Consider the following 19706-nt stretch of genomic DNA (forward strand, 5'->3'; position numbering starts at 1 on the left):
TTTCCACGGTGTACACAATACGGGGACGACATAATGCCTGAATTGTATTCGCCTGTTTTCACTCATGAATTATCGATCACATATCTCTCGAAAAGCGGCAGTGTAAAAAATACATACCCTCTGGTCTCGCCGGAAACGATTCCTTTTTTATCAGTCTTTTCCGGTAGGGATTAAACTCGTTTGTCTCCATGCCAAGATGTTCCCGGATCTCTTTGATTTTTCCGCTTTCCGTCTCGGCAATTCCCCTTGCCACAATGCGATCCTTCTGCGATAACTCTGACCATATTTTATCGTATACAAACTCACTCAAATACTGTTCATACTCATCTATTACTACCTCATAATGACCACTGTGATTCCATGTCAGATAACCGAGTACCTGAAATGCAAATGGATACCCTTTTGTGAGTTCCGCCATCTTTTCTGCCGTATCACGGTCTGTGCCAAAAATATTCTTATATTTATTGATGATCGCCAGCTGATTCAATGGCTTTAACTGGATCTTAGGTGCCCGGTATAAAAAGGTAAGGTTTTTCTCATTTTGCAATTCATCGATATTCTCATATAACCCTGTTGCCAACAAAAATACTGGCAGATCCTGCCGCACAAAGATCTGGAAGGATCCCGCAAAAACTTTCATAAAATCGTTGTTTGTGACCTCGTCAATGGTAACAAGCAGTCTCTTCCCACTCTTTTTCATTTTCTCTAAGATTGTAATAATCGCAGTCTCCGCATCTGTGATCGCCGGTACTCCTTCGATTGCTACCCCAAAACCAAAAAAAGAAAGATCAATCTTTGCCGATTTTATAATTGCTGCACAGACTTTATTGCTATTTAATTTTGCCAGCATTGCCTGTAACAAATCCGTAGAAGGATTGAGTTCTATTACTACCCAGTTTTCTTTCTCCCGTAATCTTCTGGCGATCTCGGTCATCATCACGGTTTTCCCTGAACCACGTACCCCTGTGATAATAAACATCTGCTGATTGACAGACTCTGCTGTAAATGCATCCACGATCTCATTTGTCTGCACCGGCCGTTCCACCGGTTCGAGCGGACTTTTTCCGAATGTAAGCGTAAATGGATTCTGCATATATGCCCCTTTAGTTTTACTGTTCTTTACTCTTGTTTACTGTCCTTGTATTGTTTTACTGTTCTTTACTGTCTTTTACTGTTTTGCAATAATTTTACTGTTCTTTACTGTTTGTGTCAAGACGTTTTATTTCTTTTACCGCATGCAGATATACACCATATAAACCGCATACATAAGAAGCATGATAATACCTTCTGTGCGGTTGATTTTTCTGGATGTCCATGCAAATCCCCATACAACCACACTCATGATGATCAGGATGATAATATCAATGATATTCTCCATGAGGAATGCGATCGGGCTGATCGCAGCTGCAACACCAAGGATCAGTAAAATATTAAAAATGTTGGAACCGATCACGTTACCGAGTGCCATATCCACTTCGTCTTTTCTTGCAGCTACAATAGAAGTCACTAACTCCGGAAGGCTGGTTCCAAGTGCCACGATTGTAAGACCGATCAGTGTCTGGCTTAAGCCGAATCCTGCTGCGATCGCAGATGCGCCATCGACTACAAAGTCACCGCCGAACTTTATTGCGATCATTCCACCAATAATAAAAACCATGCATTTCCACATCGGAAGGATTTTGATCTCTTCCTCGGCAAGTGCCTCCTCTTCTGCTTCCAGTTTATCACCGGATGTCCTTGCTTTTTTCGCAGACTGTATCATCCAGAACAGGTATACGGCAAAAATCACAAGCAGGATCACACCATCTACGCGGCCTAACGACATTCCAAGATATCCCATAACTACAAGCAGACCGGCACAGAGAATCGAAAACGGAAACTCTTTCATCAATGTATTCTTTTCAATGGCAAGTGGTGCAAACAGTGCACAGGCACCGCAGACTACCATCAGATTAAAAATATTGGATCCTGCCACATTGCTGACTGCGAGTGTATTGTTCCCTGCCATGGCTGCGGTAACACTGACCGCAAGCTCCGGTAAGCTTGTTCCCATTGCCACGATCGTCATACCGATGATCAAAGATGGGACTTTAAACTTTTTCGCCACGGAGGAACTGCCCTCTACGAAATAATCTGCTCCTTTGATAAGCAATACAAATCCGATCACTAAAATAACTGCTGACTTTAAAATCTCCATGTTTCTCTCCTCTTTTCTTTATAATTGTTTAGGCATTTGCGAAACTCCTCATAATCTTCTTTAAATTGTTCAAAATTAACAAAATTTTCGAAAACACGCTCTCGCTACGTGTCGCTGGTAACGGTACTAAGAAGCCAGTCACGATTGGCATCGCACCTGCCTTCTAAGTACCGACCGCTCCCCAGTGTTTTCTCAAGCTTTTGTTAATTTTTCACAATTCAATTTACGTTCTCATGAGTTTCGCAATTGTCTACTATAATACAAGAATTCCCAGATGCTCGAACAGAATTTTCACACCGATAAGGATTAAGATAATACCTCCGGCGATCTCTGCTTTTTTCTGGTATCTGCTTCCGAACATATTCCCGACAACAACACCGACAATGGATAGCACGAAGGTTGTCAGACCAATGATCGTAATACATTTCACGATCGGATAATTCAAAAACGCAAACGTGATACCAACTGCAAGCGCATCTATACTGGTTGCGATTGCAAGTAGGAACATTTCCTTTAGATCAAGAGGTGGATCCAGTTCCTTCACTGTTTCATCTTCTTCTAGTCTGTATCCTTCGACCACCATTTTGCCACCGATGAGTGCCAGTAAGATGAATGCGATCCAATGGTCAATTCTGGTAATGTAACTTTCAAACTGTGTTCCGAGCGCCCATCCGATGAATGGCATTAGTGCCTGAAATCCTCCGAAAAATAATCCGATCACAACTGCCTGTTTCTTGTTTACCTTGCGCATGGCAAGACCCTTACAGACGGCTACCGCAAATGCGTCCATGGATAAACCGACTCCGATCAATAACAACTCGATCACGAATGCCATATTTTTTCTCCTTTTCCCAGCCGCATAAAAAGACAAATAAAAAAGACTCCACGTATACCTGCCGGTATAGTATTACCGGAACAGGCATACATGAGTCTCATTCTTTAAGATTTGCCAGGTTATAAAACCGGGTTTGTTGACAAATCACGTCTTCACGCGAACTACTCCCTCACGGAATTTATTCTTTTGTATGGAAAAACTATATTTTCCAACTACTGTTGTACAAATATATAGCATTCAAATGTGTTTGTCAATGTATTTTGCGAATTTTTATCAATTATCCTTATCTACCTTATTTACAATAACAGCATCGCCCATTATTACCTTCGTAATTATTAATTATATTTTTAATAATTCTTGCTTTGTTTGCTGCAATTAACTTTTTTCTTGCAATATATAGATTCTTGACTCAAAATCCGTACATGGCTTTGCATCTCCTGAAACCTGACCAGCTGTCACATCTGTTGTAATAAGTCCTAAATTCATCAACTCGTCCCCATAGCTCTCTGTATTTGCTAACACGTTCTTATAAAGTTTATCTGGATCAAGTCCCTGCAATTTTATTCTGCTGTATGGCATGTTCACGCCATTTAATACACGATAATATCCTACTAGTGCTGTTGTTTTTTCTTCATTAACTACCATCCAAATAGTTTCATTTCCCTCAAAGGGACTTTTCAATCTATAAAATGTTCCAAATTGTAGCATTTGACGATACTTTTTCATAAATAAGATTTGTGCCTTTACCTCTTCAATTTCAGAATCAGATAATTTATTCAAATCCAACTCATAACCAAATGTACCAAAATAAGCTACATTTGCTCTTGTATGCAATGGTGTATTTCGAAAAACTTGATGATTCGGTATTACAGAAACATGACTTCCCATACTGCTAATCGGATAACACATCGAGGTTCCATATTGAATTTTCAACCTTTCAATCGCATCAGAATCATCACTGGTCCATCCTTGCGGTGCATAATAAAGCATTCCAGGATCAAAGCGTCCACCGCCACTCGCACAGGACTCAAATAGAACTTTGGGGAATTCTGATGTCAGTCTTTCATATAAGTCATACACTCCCAGTATATATCGATGGAAAATTTCGCCTTGTCGTTCCGCAGGATAGGCAATGCTATAACATTCTGTAATACTCCTATTCATATCCCATTTTATATACGAAATTTTTGCTTCTGAAAGAATCTTGGCAATCATTGTATAAATATAATCAACAATCTCTCTTCTTGAAAAATCTAGTACATATTGATAACGCCCATGTGAATCCGTTCTTCCCGGGGTTTGTAAAATCCAATCTGGATGTTGACGATACAAATTCGAATCCTTATTTATCATCTCCGGTTCTATCCATAAACCAAATTGCATGCCAAGTTCTTCTATACGCTCTGCCAAACCTTCAATTCCATTTGGAAGTAACTTTTTGTTTACTATCCAATCCCCTAACCCTGCACGGTCGCTTCTACGATTTCCAAACCATCCATCATCAAGCACAAATAATTCAATACCACATTCCTTTGCTTTCTTTGCAATTTTTACCAAACGATCTTCTGTAAAATCAAAATATGTTGCTTCCCAATTATTATTCAATATTGGTCTGCTACGATCACGCCAATATCCCCGTGCAAGACGTTTTGCATATAACTTATGAAATGTCTGGCTCATCTCATTAAGTCCGTTATCTGAATAAACCATCACCGCTTCTGGTGTCTGAAAACTTTCTCCGGGTTCCAGTTCCCAATCAAATCCATCTGGATTAATTCCTACTGTAATTCGTGTTATATCATGTGTATCCACTTCTGCTTGAATTCTAAAATTCCCACTATAAATAAAACTAAATCCGATTGCTTCTCCCATAACTTCATCTGTGTTTTTTCTTTTAAGAACCATAAACGGATTTTGTTCATGCGAAGAATGCCCACGCATACTATCAATCGCTGTAATCCCCTGTTCCAGAGCCCTCACCTTCACATGCCGCTCTCTAGCCCACGCACCAGATAATTGCATCCAAATATAATCTTTATCCGGAAGATCCAGATTCAGACTCATTGCTGTAAGTAAATGTAACGGCATTTTTCCTGCATTTTTTATGCAAACACTTCTTGCAATCGCTCCATATTCAGAAAAGATAGTATAAAGCAGCTCCAGTATAATTCCTGTAAGAGAATCTCTCAAATAAATCCTGAGTGTCACCGCTTCTTCCTCAGATTCTGCATAAATGGCAGGAAGTCCCTGAAGCTTCGGCTTTCCCATTGTAATCTCATAGCCGGTATATTTAAATTCTGAAATTCTGCTTCCATTCTTCTGTAATAATTCGATTGCAGGATGACGATAATCTGTTGTTCCATATACCGGATATTCCTGCCGAATATGCTCCAGTGAAAAACTTTTGTCCCATTCATATATATATGAAGTCATCGGACGTTCTATTTTCTCTACCAGATAAGAAAAATCTTCCTTATCATGAATTTTCTTTCCAAAATAAATCTGCCCCATGTGTCCGTTTTCCAACACGCACATAATGTAACTTATTTTTTCATTATATAAATGAAATGTCTTTGTCTTGTCGTGAAACACAATATTTCTCATATACATTTTTCCTTATTATTAGCATTTTACCTGTCGTACACTTTTTCTGTTTATTCTATATCTTTTCAGTTTTATTTCATCTCATAAGTACTATATTCTTCAAAATCAATAACTGATCTACTAATTCTTGCTTCTTCAGCTGCAAGCGCCATCAGATGACTCGCCACAGAAACTGATGCATCCGTTTTTCCCGTTTTTCCTTCTCCAACCATACGAACAAACTCTCGCATCATGCTCATATCACTTCCGCTATGTCCCTTTGAAGGCGTATGAAGTTGAATCAAATCATTTGTTCCACTTACAAAATCTATGATTTCTATTGTTCCTGACTCCATATCACCTTTTAATTCACCTTTAGTGCCCATAATTCGAATTCTTCTTGCGCACTGATTTGTAAATGCTGTCATTAAAAATGAAGCTGTAACTTGATTTTCAAATTCTATGTCCACTGTCTGATGATCTACAACTGTATTATCCGAATGAAATACACACCTTCCATACGGACCTTTCTTTAACGCTTCCAGAACATGCACAGAATCTGCCTGATCAGTTACTGCATATACAAGACCATCTTCCACAGCTTTTGGATGTTCCAGATAAAAACGCGGTGCATAGAATGGGCACTGATCTCTGTGTTCACATCCGTCCATACAATATTCCGGCGCACCTGTCGGAGCATTTTCTTCCGTAAAATATGTAAGTTCTCCAAAGGAACTGATTTTTTTGCATTTACTATCCGCCAACCATAACATAATATCCATATCATGACAGCATTTCTGCAATATCATCGGACTGGATTCTTCTTTGTTTCTCCAATTTCCTCTTACAAAACTGTGCGCATGGTGCCAATATCCAACTTCCTCGATATGCTGAATCGACATCATCCTTCCAATTCTTCCCTCTTCCAGAATTTCTTTTATTTTAGAGAAAAACGGAGAATATCTAAGAACATGACATACAGATAATATTCGATCATATTTCTTTGCCATTGCTCCCATTTTTATAATTTCTTCTTTGTCTGGTGACATCGGCTTTTCACAAAGAACATGATACCCTTTTTGCATCGCCATAGTAACTGGTTCATAGTGCATTTTGTCCTGTGTACAGATCATAGCACAATCTGCCATTTTGTCCTGTTGTAATAATTCTTCATAGGATTCATATTGTAGTTCCTTTGGAATATTATGCTTTGCCGCAAAAAGTTCCCTGCGTTCCTGATCCGGTTCTGCTACAGCTATCACTTTAAATTCATCTGGGTGATCCAGTGCATACTGCGAGTATACATAACCACCTCTCAATCCTGCCCCGATTAAAATACTGGTTATCTGTTTCATCGTTTTTCTTCCTTCCTATTTACGATTGAAATGCCTCACGTCTATATTTGTGAGGCATTTCTTTTTCTTTTTAGCCTTAAACTATATCAAAATACACATATCCATTGCTTATTATTGTTATTTGAACAGTTCCTGTCTTTTCATCATAGGTAACTGATGGATTAGAATAATTTCCATTTACCCCTTCAATATTCTTTATTTCTGGATTATGATTCCAACCACTTAATGTAATAGTAGTTTCCCTGCGTTCCTGATCTTTCGTATTATGAATATAATTGCTAAACACCCACGAAAGTGCATCTTTCTTAGTCATTTGAGGTAAAGATGCTGCCTCTGACGCAGTTGTTGCACCTTTCCACAGTTCATCTTTATTAGTACGATAATTATTAACTTTCACTGAAACAGCATTATCCTTTTTCTGTAAAATCACATAAGAATGTGGTTCCAAGATTGCTGATACTTTCACTTTCTTGTCATCAATTATCATTTCCATATTTTCAGCTGTTTGCTTCACATTTTCATTGTACTTATAATTTGCTATATACCATGTATTATCAACTTTCTTTGCGAAAATATCCCCTTGATATTCTTCTGCATAGAGACTATTAAAAAAGTCTTGTCGATTCGATAAAGTACTAATTCTACTGTCTCCCTGTTCAACAATTTCTATATCTTTTCCAGCAAATGCTTCCTCTAATTTTGAAATAGAAATTGATGATGGAACAAATGGAATATTCCCGTATCTTCCAGTTGTATATGTTGGTGATTGTGCCATTTCCGTATTTAACCCTACGAAGAAATTACCATTTCCCATTGAAGATAAATTTCCACGCACTATCGCTTTTGTGGAAGCAAGCATTTCCTCTTTAGATGGAGCAGGATTTTTGATCACATATCTAAAAAATTCCTGTATAACATTTTTATATAATGGCGACTGTTCATTTTGTACACCATATGTATAAGCTGGATGTTCAAAATTATATATGCATCCACCATTTATATAAATCATCATCGCTTCAATTCCAACTAAAGCTTCTGGCTCTGTTAACCACTGTCTGTTTCCCTGACTTTTACCAATATTTCCAGTCTCAAACAGTTTCCATTTTCCAGTCTCATACCACTTCCATGTGTCCATCAGACCACCCCACTGATATACATAATCAGCTAACCACAATCCTGTCATATAACTGCTCGTCGGTGCATCATTGCCTTCACCAGCAGGTGTATTTTTATACATGAAAATAAAATAATCCGAATATTTCTCAACTGCATCCTTAAAAGCTGTTTGCCCCTGTGTTCCCATAGCCTTTTCAATCGCAGCTCCATTATTCTGTTCTGACCAAATGAAATATCCACCATATTTCGCAGATATTGTAAGATAATCTGCACATCTGCTTTCGATGCCACTTGCCCATACCCAATAATTTTCTGTACAGAATAACCCTTGTAAACAAGAATAATTTCTATACATCTCTTCAATCCAATCATTTGTGATCCAATGTGCTGCCGTATAATAAGATTGATTTCCCGCTGTATAAACAGTCAAAACAATTGGAATTGGATCACTCTCTTTTGTCTCTGGATCAACCTGATTTTGTGCCTCTTTTAAAAAGTGTTCGTAAAAATCTTGAACTGCTCCATCTCTCTTTGGCAAATCATCTGGATGCAATTCTATTACTGTATATGGTTTTAAATCATCTGGCACCTCTTCCCATTTTCCGCTAAGTGTATCATCTCCCCAAAAACCATACTCCTTTTCAGATTGAGAATAAGTTTCCCCATTTGCGTATAAAGGAATCATCATAAGTGGTGACGTATTTGATATTTCACGTCGTTTTTCTGCTGGCTGCCATGCATCAGGATCAACAAATGTACCTCTCGCCATAAATTTTGCATCCGCATACACAACTTCATCTGCCCATGTATATTCTCCTGCATAACTTTTTAATTGAAATGTAGATGCATTTTCCGAAATATCTAAATCTAAGTATATTCCTTCTGTTTCATACGATATACCATCAGGATAATCTTTCTCTGATGAATATATAACTTCCTCATCAACTATTACTTCAATTTTATCTACATGTGCGTAATTACTATCTAATGGTGTTCCTGTTCTATCAATACCTACAAATGCTTTAAACTTTGATACTCCTGCACCACTAATATCATAAGAAATTACAGATGGATAAGCAGCTACTGTTCCAATTCCTTTTTCAAACGCACGTACCATACCATCTTTCATCAAAAGACTTATTTGCGTATCTTGCCCATTATTTCCAGCAGTAAACGGATGATTTTTCTGTACTTTTTTAGATGTATCAGCATCACCATGTGTAGCAGATATCCAATTCAAATCTGACAGATACGTATATGTATTCCATTTGTCTGGATCTGGAAAAGTTCCTGTTGCAGTAAATTTTGCATCTGCAAAAACAATTTCATCTCCCCACGTTGTCTCTCCCGCATAACTTTTCAGTTCAAATTTCTCTGCTCCCTTTGGAACACTTATATTAATAGGTATTGCCGTTGTATCCCAGTTAATTCCATTTGGATAATCATCAATACTACTATACAAAATTTCATCATCAGCAGTGATTTCTACCTTTTCAACCATTGCATGTTTTTCTAAAGAATGGTTAGCAGTTCTGTCAATTCCTAAATAACAAGAAAAAGAAGTGACTTCAGCACCAGTAATATTATATACAATACTTGATGGGGATGCTGCTACTGTACCTAAACCTTTTTCAAATGTGCGTGTTGCACCATCTTCCATTGCAAGACTGATTTTCGTATCCTCACCATTGTTTCCCGGTGTAAATGGATGATCTTTTTGTACCTCTTTTGTTGTATCATAATCACCATGAGAAGCTGATACCCATTTCAAATCAGACAAATAATATTCTGATCCCGTTTTGCCTTCCTCTGCATAAACAATTGATGTTTGTATTACTACGGAAAGCATTAAAAAAATACTTAACGCCGTACTGAGTACTTTTTTCATTTTTTTTACCAAATTGCATACCTTCTCTTTCTTAATTCTTAAGTTGAATTTTTAATACAGTGTCCCTTTCATCTGGCAATGGATATGTAAACACAGGATCTTCTCCGAATGACACGAATGCAACATCCTTATAAAGAGCTGTATTCCATGCTTCACCTCTTTTCACCTCACTTCCATCCGCTAAATATGTAATTTCAGCCAACTGTTCAGGACTAATGCCATAAAGCGGAAGGGCTCCTAAAGGAGTTTCGTAAACATGTGCATAAATCACATTATCTTTTTGTGTATACCTTCCCCAATCTGGTTTTTCAAAATTTGATATTCCACAACCATAGATACTCTCTTTATTTTTACTCATCCATTTTCCAACTTCTCTTAAAATTTCAACACTTTCTCGTGGAATATTCCCCTTTGCATCAGGTCCTACATTCAAAATCATATTTCCACCCTTGCTGACACACTCTACCAACTTTCTTACCAGCATCTCAGGTGTTTTATATTGATGATCAAAATTGCAATATCCCCAATGATTGTTCATTGTTGCACATAATTCCCATGGAATAGGTTCACCATTAACATCACAAACTCCTTTTGGAGGAATAATCTGTTCAGGACTTGCGAAGTCTCCACTATAAATTAAAGGATGTTCTGTTGCAATGCTTCCATGATTATCTCCTGCGCCTTCCAAACGGTTATCAATAATCACATCCGGCTGATAATGACGTACCATTTTAATTAAGTCTGTTGCTTTCCATTTTTCTCCTGTCATATCATCATAAGAGAAGTCAAACCAAAGCAAATCCAATTTCCCATAATTTGTCACCAGTTCTTTTACCTGACCATGCATGTAATCTAAATATCGATCAAAATCAATTTTTTCATCTTTATAGGCTGCATTGTTTCTCATTGGATGCTGGCGGTCTCCATACTTTGGAAAATCTGGATGATGCCAGTCAATAATTGAAAAATAGAGTCCTACCTTTAATCCTTCTTCTCTACATGCATCTACGAATTCTCTTACCAGATCTAGTCCTGCCTTTGTATTTGTCGCTTTATAGTCCGTTAATTTTGAATCAAATAAACAGAAACCATCGTGATGTTTCGCCGTTAAAACTACATATTTCATTCCCGCTTCTTTTGCTAATCGAACCCATGTTTTTGGATCATAATCCACCGGATCAAATTGTTCGAAATATTTCCTATATTCCTCTATTGTCATTTCTTTTTGAGACATAACCCATTCGCCACAAGCAGGAATTGAATATAATCCCCAATGTATAAACATTCCAAATCTCGCATCCATAAACCATTTTGTTCGTTCTTTTATTTCCCGATTCATATTGTTAATCTCCTTTTTTCTACGATTCTTCTACTATTATCCTTTCACTGCACCACCTGATAATGCTTCAATAAAGAACTTACTGAAAACACAATACAATATTACTGGTGGAAGAATTATGACAACCATCGCAGAAAACAATCCGTTATAATTCGTATTAAATGCCGTTGTAAATGTTGAAAGTAATGCCGGGACTGTCAATTTTTCTCGCGTGATTAATACAAGTGAAGCCCAATAATATTCATTCCAGTTATTTAAAAAAGCCAAAACTGCTGCTGTCATAATTCCCGGACGTGCAATCGGAAAAATAACTTTTACCCATGTCTGTACATAGCCACACCCATCAATTCTTGCGGCCTCCTCTAATTCTCTTGGAATATTATCATAATAATTTTTTATAACAAAAAAACTAACTGCGATTCCACTACAAGAATAAATAAGAATTAATGCGGCTCTTGTATCATACAAATGTAAGTTATTGATTAAATTATATACAGGGTAAGTCAAAGCAGTCGCTGGTATAAACATTGTTGAATATAAAAGGATATTTACCAGTTTTTTCCCTTTAAACTCCATTCTTGCAACTACATAAGCAGACATAGAAATCATAACCACACTAATTAATACCGATATTCCTGCAACAATTAAACTATTTCCAAAATAACGAAATACATGAAGATCTTTAAAAGTAGAAATATATCCATCTAAACAAATCGACTCCGGCAACTGAAACCCAGGTCTCGCCATCGGATCTTTCTTTAAGCTCGATAACACAAGCCAAATCAACGGAACTAAAGAGACAATTAGCGCCCACGCCAAACATATATATGTTACAATTTTGGTTCCTGTTGGCAAATTATTTACAGTTTTTCTATGTAGAGATTTTTTCATAACGCTTCTTCCTTCCTAATGTTTCTCTTTTTTTAATGAAACACTATATACAAAATTAATTACCAGAATAATAACCAGTCCTGCTAAAATCTGTATCAAAGCAACAGCATTTGCACGTCCGAATTGAGTTCGCGGGCTTGTAATTGCTAATTCGCGAATCACATAACTGATACTATATGTTCCTGCCGCTCCTTTTGTCAGGAAATATACCTCATTATAAAGAAGGAAACCAGACGTTGCTGCAAGAATAGACACTGTTTTTAATGTTCCTTTAATCATTGGAATCGTAATAAACCAATCCTGTTTTAATCCGCTTGCTCCATCTAACATTGCTGCCTCCCTTACTTCTTCCGGAACTGCCATAATATTTCCAAGTATCATTAATGTTGTAGTTCCAGTAAAAAAGATATAAGCACATGTCATAGCTATAAATGCCGGTCCTTTTAATAAAAGGATATTATCTGTAAAATTCTTATTAAACAATCTGATTATCGGATTGATAATTCCATAAGATGGATTATATAACTGTAAAAATATCACTCCCATTGCTGCTGTAGAGATCATATTAGGAATAATATAAACGTTCCGTACAAACTTAATTCCCTTTATTTTTCTTGACAAAGCCAGAGCTATTAATGTAGCAACTGGAATCTGAACAACTGCACCAAGAATTGCCCATGTAGTAGAGTTCTTAAGTGCCTCCCAGAAAAATGGATATTTTTTAAAAATGTACTCATAATTATTCCATAAATCTTGAAATCCAAAGAATTCCGGAGACGTGATATTACTATAATCCCATTTACAAAAAGACGTAACGAATACTGTAATTATTGGATACAGATAAAAAATACAAAACGCTATAATTGTTGGTGCCAAAAAAGCAACAATAAAACCTGTACGTCTTATTCCTAATTTACTTTTTTTCTTCTTACAAATATTATCTTTCAACTCGGTTCCTCCAATAAAAAGGGGAAGGGATATTCTCTCCCCTCCCTCATATCAACATCTAAATCAATTTTAATTAACCAATCAATGCAAGTAATTCTTTCTGAAGTGATTCGAATCTTGCATCAATATCTGTTCCTGAAACTGCACACTCCATCAGAGCATTCACAATCGCCTTATCCACATCTGAACCCCAAGTATATTTCATATCAATTACAATTGTATCTGCTGAATTAACCTGAGCACATGCTTCTGCAAGTTTCTGTGTTGCAGTATCACCACTTGTTTCTGCAAGTGCATTAAGATCAACTGTTGTATTACATGGATTTGCCTGTACTTCAGTAAAAATCTTTTCCTGTACTTCCTTGCTAGTCATATATTTAATAAACTCCAGTGCAAGCTCTGTCTTCTCTTCACTCATATTGTTTGCTACTGCAAGTCCACCACCTGCTGATGCAATCGCAACATTGCCCGGGAATAACGCTGGTTCAATAGAATCAACCAGTGATGCATCAATTCCACTTGCATTCCATACACCATTAAAAAGCACTCCAACATTTCCATTTGTGTTAAATTCAGCCATTAAATTTCCATTATCATCTGTTGTATGCTCAGATCCATTTGCCTGATCTAATTTTGCTGCTGTTTTGAATGCATTAGCAAATTCATCTGAATTTACTGTATCTTCTGTCAATTCGGATTCAACCATTTTCTTTCCTGCATCTGTAGACGCCATAATTGCATTCACAATATAGCTAGAACCCTGTCCAGCTATGTAGCCATAAGTATCATCTCCCAGATCTGCAATCTTCGTCATTGCATCTCCAAATGTATTCCAATCTGTAAATGCATCTGTAGAAATACCTGCTTTTTCAAAAATACTTGAATTATACCAAAGACCACGGCTTTCAATCTGATCATGCACTGCATAAATATGCCCATCCTGATCATGCTGTGTGTAATTAAGTCCTACTGCATCCTGCAAATTATTTTCATCAATATACGTTTTCAAGTCATAAACAAGATCCTGTGAGATTGCTGCCTGTGGTATTCCATCTCCTCCAACATCTACCATATCCGGGAAAGAACCACCCGCAACCTGCGCACTTACAATATCATCTCTGTTTTCAACAGCAATCGGTTTAAAAGTCACATCTCCATCTGCATGTTCCTGCGCAAATTCGTCATAAATATCTCTCATTACCTGCGCCGCAGCCCACTCACTTTCATCCTGATAATATCCATGATAGAACTCCAGAACATTGTTACCACTAGATTCGCTCTTCTTCTCTCCTCCATCTTCTTTTACCGAGCTGCTACCACATCCAGCTAAAACAGATGCTCCCATTGCTGCTACTAACAATACACTAACTAATTTTTTTTTCATTTTTAACTCCTTTCATATCGGTTGTATTTGTTAAGTGTATTCTACATTTATTTTTATTCATTTTGAATATATACGGTTGACTATAAACCGTATAATATTTACATATTGCCAAAGCAAATACGTAAAATATTTACCATTTGTCAATATTTTTCGTATTTTTGTACAAAAAAAGTGCATGTTGTTTCTATTTTAGAGTCAACATGCACATATTTTATTTTTGTTTGTTTTCTAAATTTTCTTCAAATTCTTGTATAGATAGATTTCCTGTCAGTACATCCAAAATGGTTTCTGTAAAATAATCCTTTTGTTCGGCTGACCAAATATTATTCGGAACCTCTATTTTTTCGTCTGCCTCAAGAACAAGTGTAGCTGCCTGATACAATCTGCTTTTATTTTCCTTATAAGATTCCAAAGATATATCTGGATTTGCCGGAATTTGCTCTGTCTTTTCAAGAATTTTCGTCTGAACCTTCTTGCTAAGTATGTACTTCAAAAATTTAACTGCTGCTTTTTCTTTTTCTTCATTCCCACTATTGCCTAAAACGTACCCTAAACCAGAAGAAATACATGACATTGATTCTCCCTCGTCTGTTGGCAAGAGTGCATATTTAGCATCAATCTGCTTTGAAATCATCGGTGCTCCCCATACTCCATTAATATAAATTGCCAGTTTTCCTTCATTAAAAAGATGAGTCTCATCTCGATAACTATAGTCAGCGTTTTCAGAAATAGCCGAATTATGCATTCGTTTCATCCGATTTATTGCATTATTGAAAATTTCATCCTGAAATATAAGATTATGTCCTTCAAATCGAGAATTCTCACTTCCAGCTAACATGTGATCCATACAGTATAAACATCCTTCTACCGTTGGTTGGAGTGCTTTTACTTCATTTTTTTCATTTAACGCCCACTCACTAATCTGATTACACATTGTTTGAAATTCATCCCAACTTTTTGGCACTTTCTCAATTCCTGCTGCCCTTAAAATATCTTCATTATACCAATACCCTCCGCTTAACATTAGTGCATCTGCCACAGAGTACAACTCTCCATTTTCCGTACTCCAGTATTCTTTATTTACTTCTGAAATACTATCAGCAAATTCTTGATCCTGTTGCATATATGGATAGATATCTAATGCCATGTTATTTTCAATCATAAAATCATAGGTACTATTTTCACCTGTTCCACTAAAAGATACAATATCTGGTATATTACCGACCATTATCATATCTTCTACTTTTCTCATCATATCTTCTCTTGTCGGCATAGAAATCATCTGTAAATTAATATCCGGGTTTTCTTCCTGAAATTCTTCATAAATCTCTCTCATCGCAACATGATCTTCTTCTGTGCCTCCCCAGGCATGGATCAACGTAATAGTAACACTGTGATTACTCTCTTTTCCACACCCTTCCAAAATACAACCAACTCCTAAAATTAGCATTAGGACAATTAGCTGCTTAGTAGTTTTTTTCATCTTTCCCCTGCTTCCTAAATTCTTTAGGTGAAACCCCAGTAATTTTTTTAAACATCTTCGAAAAATATCCTGCATCGTCAACTCCAATCGCTTCCGAAATTTCATAAGTTTTCATATCTGTATTTAAAAGATATTCCTTTGCTGCTTCTATTCGAAGATTTAATATTGTATCAAACAGATTTATTCCTGTTTTATTTTTATAAAATCTACTTAAATAACTCCTATTTACATGTAATTCATCTGCAATCTCATCCAATGATATTTTATTTTTAAAATTTTGTTCTACATACTGATCAATCTGCTGAAGTAGTGTTCTTTGTCCTGATACAGCAATCTCCTCTTTCTCAATTTCTTTTTTTAGTTGAGTTAATTTTCCCGTTGCTTTTTCTAATGCTTCTGGAAGTTCATCCATAATGGATATCTTCAAAACGTACTCACATGCATTATACTTGATCGCAAATTTGGCATAATCAAAATCTGAATATGCTGTTAATATTATCACCTGTGTTTCCGGTCTAGTTTCATATAAATATTTACACACTTCTAAACCGTTTACCCCCGGCATCTGAATATCTGTGATCACTATATCTGGAGATTCATTCTCTATACATTGGATAAGCTCTTGTCCGTCCTCAAGAACTGACACCAAATCGCAATTCATTTTCTCCCAATTTATCAACTTTTTTAATGCTTCCCTTATATATCCTTCATCATCCGCCGCTACTACTTTCCACATGGTATTTCCCCTCTTTCTGCCGGAAGAATTATTTCAATTTTTGTTCCTTTTCCTTTCTCACTCCAAATGTTAAATTTATAATTCTCACCATACAAAATTTGTAACATTTTCCGAGTATTTTCAAATCCTGTATGAGTGTGATCTATCTTCTCCGGCTGTTGAACTTCTTCTGTCGATTTCTCATTCATTTTTTCATAATCAATTCCAACACCATTATCCTCAACAATAATATGAAGTATTTTGGAAGTTTTCTTTTGTTTTTTTATTTCATCATTCTCTTCAATGAAATTCTCCTCATACATGCATACCCTTATGATTCCACTTTCCTTTTTGGGTTCCAAACCATGCGACACAGCATTCTCCACAAGCGGTTCAATCAAAAGTCTTGGAATCAGATTCTCTTTTATTTGCTCATCTTCTATATTGATTTCATAAGTTAATTTATCTTGATAGCGTTCCTTTTGTAAAAACAAATAGAATTGAACAATTTCCAGTTCTTCTCTCACTTTTATTTTTATTTCTTTTTCACGGAAAATCTTTCCCTGCATTAGTTTGGAAAAAGCATTCAAACTTTCATATAACTCCTCATTCCCAGCCATTTTTGCCTTTAAACTGAGCATTGCAAGAATATTAAACTGAAAATGAGGATTAAGCTGAGACTGTAAATATTTCACCTGTGATTGCGTTGCCAATAACTGTTTTTCATATACTTCCGTAATCAGGTATTCGATTCTATCTGCCATTTCATTGAACACCTGTCCGATATCATGGAATTCCTGTATAGAAGAATCCTCCATTCTTACGTTCAATTCCTTTCTTCCAAATGCTCGAATATTGGCGATCATTCTAGCTGCAGGTTTTGTAAAACGATAACTGATTCCATAAGATACCAAAAAAGTCAATATTAATACAATTACCAATCCCACTAAAAAGATAATTAGTGTCGGACGTAAGATTGCCAGAATATTATTCTGCCCCACTGCGATAATCGTTCTTAATCCAAAACCACTCGCATCAGCACTGACAATTACTTTCCTTCCTTCCACATTCTTATTTCCACTCCAAGATACAACTTTTTCTTTCAATAGATCATTTTGTGTTGCATCTCCCCCTGACACTAACATTAAATTATTGTGTGACAATATACTCCATGAATAATCCTGATAACCTTCTATATCTTCAAATATTCCCTCTATTGCTTCAAGACTAATTTGGGCTATTCCAATGCCCATTTCTTTCATATTATCATCATATATGCGAAAAAGAATATTAAGATTTTTACTATCCGTTACACATGCATATTGATTTTTATCTTTCTTGAACCATTGCTGCATGTTTTTATAAGATTTTTCCTGTTGCTTCTCAGAAGCTAACGTAATTGCATAGTAATATTCCTTGATACACTGATCCCAGTTATTGAATAAATAAACACTCGTAACAAATGGCAGCTGCTGATTTACTTGATTTCTGTCTGCAAACAACTCCATACTATACATTAATTGTTCTTTTGCAATATCTGCATCACACGAATCTGTTTGAAAAAAATCTCCCAATAAACTGTTATGCCTTATAGAAATTGCCCCATCTTCTATAAACTGCATATGAGATTGATATTGTTGAGTAGTATTATTAAGCACATATTCTATATCTTCCTGCGTATTTTTGAAAAAAAATGAGAAAAAGACATAACAAACTGCTATGGCAACCAGCATTAATGTAACTACTGATGCGAGCAACATAAATACTGTCAGCTCGTTCTTTAAAGTATGTCTTTTTCTCATTTTTCTTTTCCCCATTTTAATGAAATGTTTGTATATATTCGACCTTCTCACAGGTACAATCATGCTTCACACATTACTTTTTATAGTAAATTCACTAATTCTTTATATACTAACACATCAAACAGGAACAGTCGAGTAATTTCTATTTGAACTTAATAATCATGGTAACAGTTCAGCCCTCCGGCCATCTTTTGCCGGTTCTTGACTTTTCTCAGGTCACGTTCACTCATGTTATCATCAAACGGAACACGGAAGTCATGCAGGAACAAAAGGTGGTTGTGCATATATTTCTCCAGGCGGTTCAACAGGGCTTTTTCATCCTTCTTGGCAAATCTGCGTCAAGGCGTGCCATGACTTCCATAAGCTGGTTGTATAAACCTTTTTCATAATTTCCGCCCATTCATGACCGCCTCCCTTCTCTGTTTCTGATAGTATGATTTTATCAGAAACAGAAGAAAAAAGCGAATCCGAACGTTTCTGCTATTCGTCAAAATGACAGTGGATAACACAGGCTGATCATGAAAAAATGTGGATCAACAAAGCTTAAAACGCTAAAAAACAAGAATATCTCCAAAAGTTATGCACATATTTTGTAGGAACTTTCTTATAATCCTCCAACTGTGCAGAAAAATATATTTACTGTGGAAAAGTCCCTATAAAAAAGGAAAAATTCAGCGTTTTTAACAATGATTTTTTATGCAGTTCAGCCGGAGAGCTGAACTGTTACAATTATTTACCACATTGATCAATATCCTATTGGCGTATCTCTCCTGCCGGCTTTTAGACGCTCCATAGCTCTTGCGAGGGATGCCTTGGAACGGTGGTATTCCTGAATACTCTGCTTCTGGCGGAGCTGCTCTTCGGCACGCTCTTTTGCTTCCTTCGCACGGCGGATGTCAATCTCCTCCGGGTATTCGCAGGTATCCACCAGCACCGTGGCACGGTTGTTGATGATCTGGGCAAATCCGGTTCCCGTGATTCCCATAATCTCTTTTCCGTTCTCATCTGTGATACGGATTTCACCGATCTCCACTGCAAAAACCATATTTTCATGATGTGCCTGGATTGCTTTCTCGCCATCATGCAGCGGCAGAACCACCTGTGTACATCTGCCATCGAAGAAAATTCTGTCACAGGCGATCACTTTTAAACTAAATGTATTTGCCATAA

15 protein-coding genes are annotated in these 19706 nt (G+C 36.6%); all 15 read right to left on the reverse strand.

What is annotated here, in order from left to right; genetic code table 11:
* Positions 1-76: 76 nt before the first annotated feature.
* Positions 77-1093 (reverse strand): ATP-binding protein, encoded by a 1017-nt coding sequence (locus ROSEINA2194_RS09600; protein WP_007886181.1) that lies wholly within the window; start codon positions 1091-1093, stop codon positions 77-79.
* A gap of 135 nt (positions 1094-1228) precedes the next feature.
* On the reverse strand, positions 1229-2197 hold the full coding sequence (locus ROSEINA2194_RS09605) for a calcium/sodium antiporter (RefSeq protein ID WP_007886182.1): 969 nt from the start codon (positions 2195-2197) through the stop codon (positions 1229-1231).
* A gap of 253 nt (positions 2198-2450) precedes the next feature.
* Entirely contained in the window at positions 2451-3032 is a 582-nt protein-coding gene (locus tag ROSEINA2194_RS09610; protein ID WP_007886184.1) for a manganese efflux pump MntP, read from the reverse strand.
* A 375-nt stretch (positions 3033-3407) separates the two neighbouring features.
* Positions 3408-5636, reverse strand: coding sequence for an alpha-galactosidase (locus tag ROSEINA2194_RS09615; RefSeq protein ID WP_044927570.1), 2229 nt, complete (start codon positions 5634-5636; stop codon positions 3408-3410).
* A 71-nt stretch (positions 5637-5707) separates the two neighbouring features.
* Positions 5708-6970 (reverse strand): Gfo/Idh/MocA family protein, encoded by a 1263-nt coding sequence (locus ROSEINA2194_RS09620; protein ID WP_007886188.1) that lies wholly within the window; start codon positions 6968-6970, stop codon positions 5708-5710.
* 76 nt (positions 6971-7046) lie between these two features.
* Positions 7047-9986: a glycoside hydrolase family 98 domain-containing protein gene (locus ROSEINA2194_RS09625; protein ID WP_227970514.1), complete on the reverse strand. Its 2940-nt coding sequence runs from the start codon at positions 9984-9986 to the stop codon at positions 7047-7049.
* A 19-nt stretch (positions 9987-10005) separates the two neighbouring features.
* Positions 10006-11313: an alpha-L-fucosidase gene (locus ROSEINA2194_RS09630; protein ID WP_007886191.1), complete on the reverse strand. Its 1308-nt coding sequence runs from the start codon at positions 11311-11313 to the stop codon at positions 10006-10008.
* Between the two features lie 36 nt (positions 11314-11349).
* A complete protein-coding gene (locus ROSEINA2194_RS09635) occupies positions 11350-12204 on the reverse strand; it encodes a carbohydrate ABC transporter permease (protein WP_007886193.1) in 855 nt (284 codons plus the stop codon).
* 15 nt (positions 12205-12219) lie between these two features.
* Positions 12220-13152 carry a carbohydrate ABC transporter permease gene (locus tag ROSEINA2194_RS09640; RefSeq protein WP_007886195.1) on the reverse strand — a complete coding sequence of 311 codons (933 nt, stop codon included), beginning with the start codon at positions 13150-13152 and terminating at the stop codon, positions 12220-12222.
* Positions 13153-13225: 73 nt separating this feature from the next.
* A complete protein-coding gene (locus ROSEINA2194_RS09645; RefSeq protein ID WP_007886196.1) occupies positions 13226-14536 on the reverse strand; it encodes an ABC transporter substrate-binding protein in 1311 nt (436 codons plus the stop codon).
* A 211-nt stretch (positions 14537-14747) separates the two neighbouring features.
* Entirely contained in the window at positions 14748-16019 is a 1272-nt protein-coding gene (locus ROSEINA2194_RS09650; RefSeq protein WP_007886198.1) for an extracellular solute-binding protein, read from the reverse strand.
* A complete protein-coding gene (locus ROSEINA2194_RS09655) occupies positions 16003-16755 on the reverse strand; it encodes a response regulator transcription factor (protein ID WP_007886199.1) in 753 nt (250 codons plus the stop codon). Before ROSEINA2194_RS09655 ends, ROSEINA2194_RS09650 begins: the two co-directional genes overlap by 17 nt.
* Positions 16743-18536 carry a sensor histidine kinase gene (locus ROSEINA2194_RS09660; RefSeq protein ID WP_227970513.1) on the reverse strand — a complete coding sequence of 598 codons (1794 nt, stop codon included), beginning with the start codon at positions 18534-18536 and terminating at the stop codon, positions 16743-16745. Before ROSEINA2194_RS09660 ends, ROSEINA2194_RS09655 begins: the two co-directional genes overlap by 13 nt.
* 152 nt (positions 18537-18688) lie before the next feature.
* Entirely contained in the window at positions 18689-18820 is a 132-nt protein-coding gene (locus tag ROSEINA2194_RS22025) for a hypothetical protein (RefSeq protein WP_408639583.1), read from the reverse strand.
* 461 nt (positions 18821-19281) lie between these two features.
* Positions 19282-19704 (reverse strand): ATP synthase F1 subunit epsilon, encoded by a 423-nt coding sequence (gene atpC / locus ROSEINA2194_RS09665; protein ID WP_007886202.1) that lies wholly within the window; start codon positions 19702-19704, stop codon positions 19282-19284.
* Positions 19705-19706: the final 2 nt, after the last annotated feature.

Origin of the sequence: Roseburia inulinivorans DSM 16841 (genome assembly GCF_000174195.1) — a bacterium.
In the GTDB taxonomy this organism is placed as follows: Bacteria; Bacillota; Clostridia; order Lachnospirales; family Lachnospiraceae; genus Roseburia; species Roseburia inulinivorans.

Coding starts and splice junctions, on each gene's coding strand:
- ROSEINA2194_RS09630 (WP_007886191.1), bottom strand. CDS start 11,313: ATGAATCGGGAAATAAAAGAACGAACAAAATGGTTTATGGATGCGAGA.
- ROSEINA2194_RS09605 (WP_007886182.1), bottom strand. CDS start 2,197: ATGGAGATTTTAAAGTCAGCAGTTATTTTAGTGATCGGATTTGTATTG.
- ROSEINA2194_RS09645 (WP_007886196.1), bottom strand. CDS start 14,536: ATGAAAAAAAAATTAGTTAGTGTATTGTTAGTAGCAGCAATGGGAGCA.
- ROSEINA2194_RS09610 (WP_007886184.1), bottom strand. CDS start 3,032: ATGGCATTCGTGATCGAGTTGTTATTGATCGGAGTCGGTTTATCCATG.
- ROSEINA2194_RS09655 (WP_007886199.1), bottom strand. CDS start 16,755: ATGTGGAAAGTAGTAGCGGCGGATGATGAAGGATATATAAGGGAAGCA.
- ROSEINA2194_RS09620 (WP_007886188.1), bottom strand. CDS start 6,970: ATGAAACAGATAACCAGTATTTTAATCGGGGCAGGATTGAGAGGTGGT.
- ROSEINA2194_RS09615 (WP_044927570.1), bottom strand. CDS start 5,636: ATGAGAAATATTGTGTTTCACGACAAGACAAAGACATTTCATTTATAT.
- ROSEINA2194_RS09650 (WP_007886198.1), bottom strand. CDS start 16,019: ATGAAAAAAACTACTAAGCAGCTAATTGTCCTAATGCTAATTTTAGGA.
- ROSEINA2194_RS09660 (WP_227970513.1), bottom strand. CDS start 18,536: ATGAGAAAAAGACATACTTTAAAGAACGAGCTGACAGTATTTATGTTG.
- ROSEINA2194_RS09635 (WP_007886193.1), bottom strand. CDS start 12,204: ATGAAAAAATCTCTACATAGAAAAACTGTAAATAATTTGCCAACAGGA.
- ROSEINA2194_RS22025 (WP_408639583.1), bottom strand. CDS start 18,820: ATGCACAACCACCTTTTGTTCCTGCATGACTTCCGTGTTCCGTTTGAT.
- ROSEINA2194_RS09600 (WP_007886181.1), bottom strand. CDS start 1,093: ATGCAGAATCCATTTACGCTTACATTCGGAAAAAGTCCGCTCGAACCG.
- atpC (WP_007886202.1), bottom strand. CDS start 19,704: ATGGCAAATACATTTAGTTTAAAAGTGATCGCCTGTGACAGAATTTTC.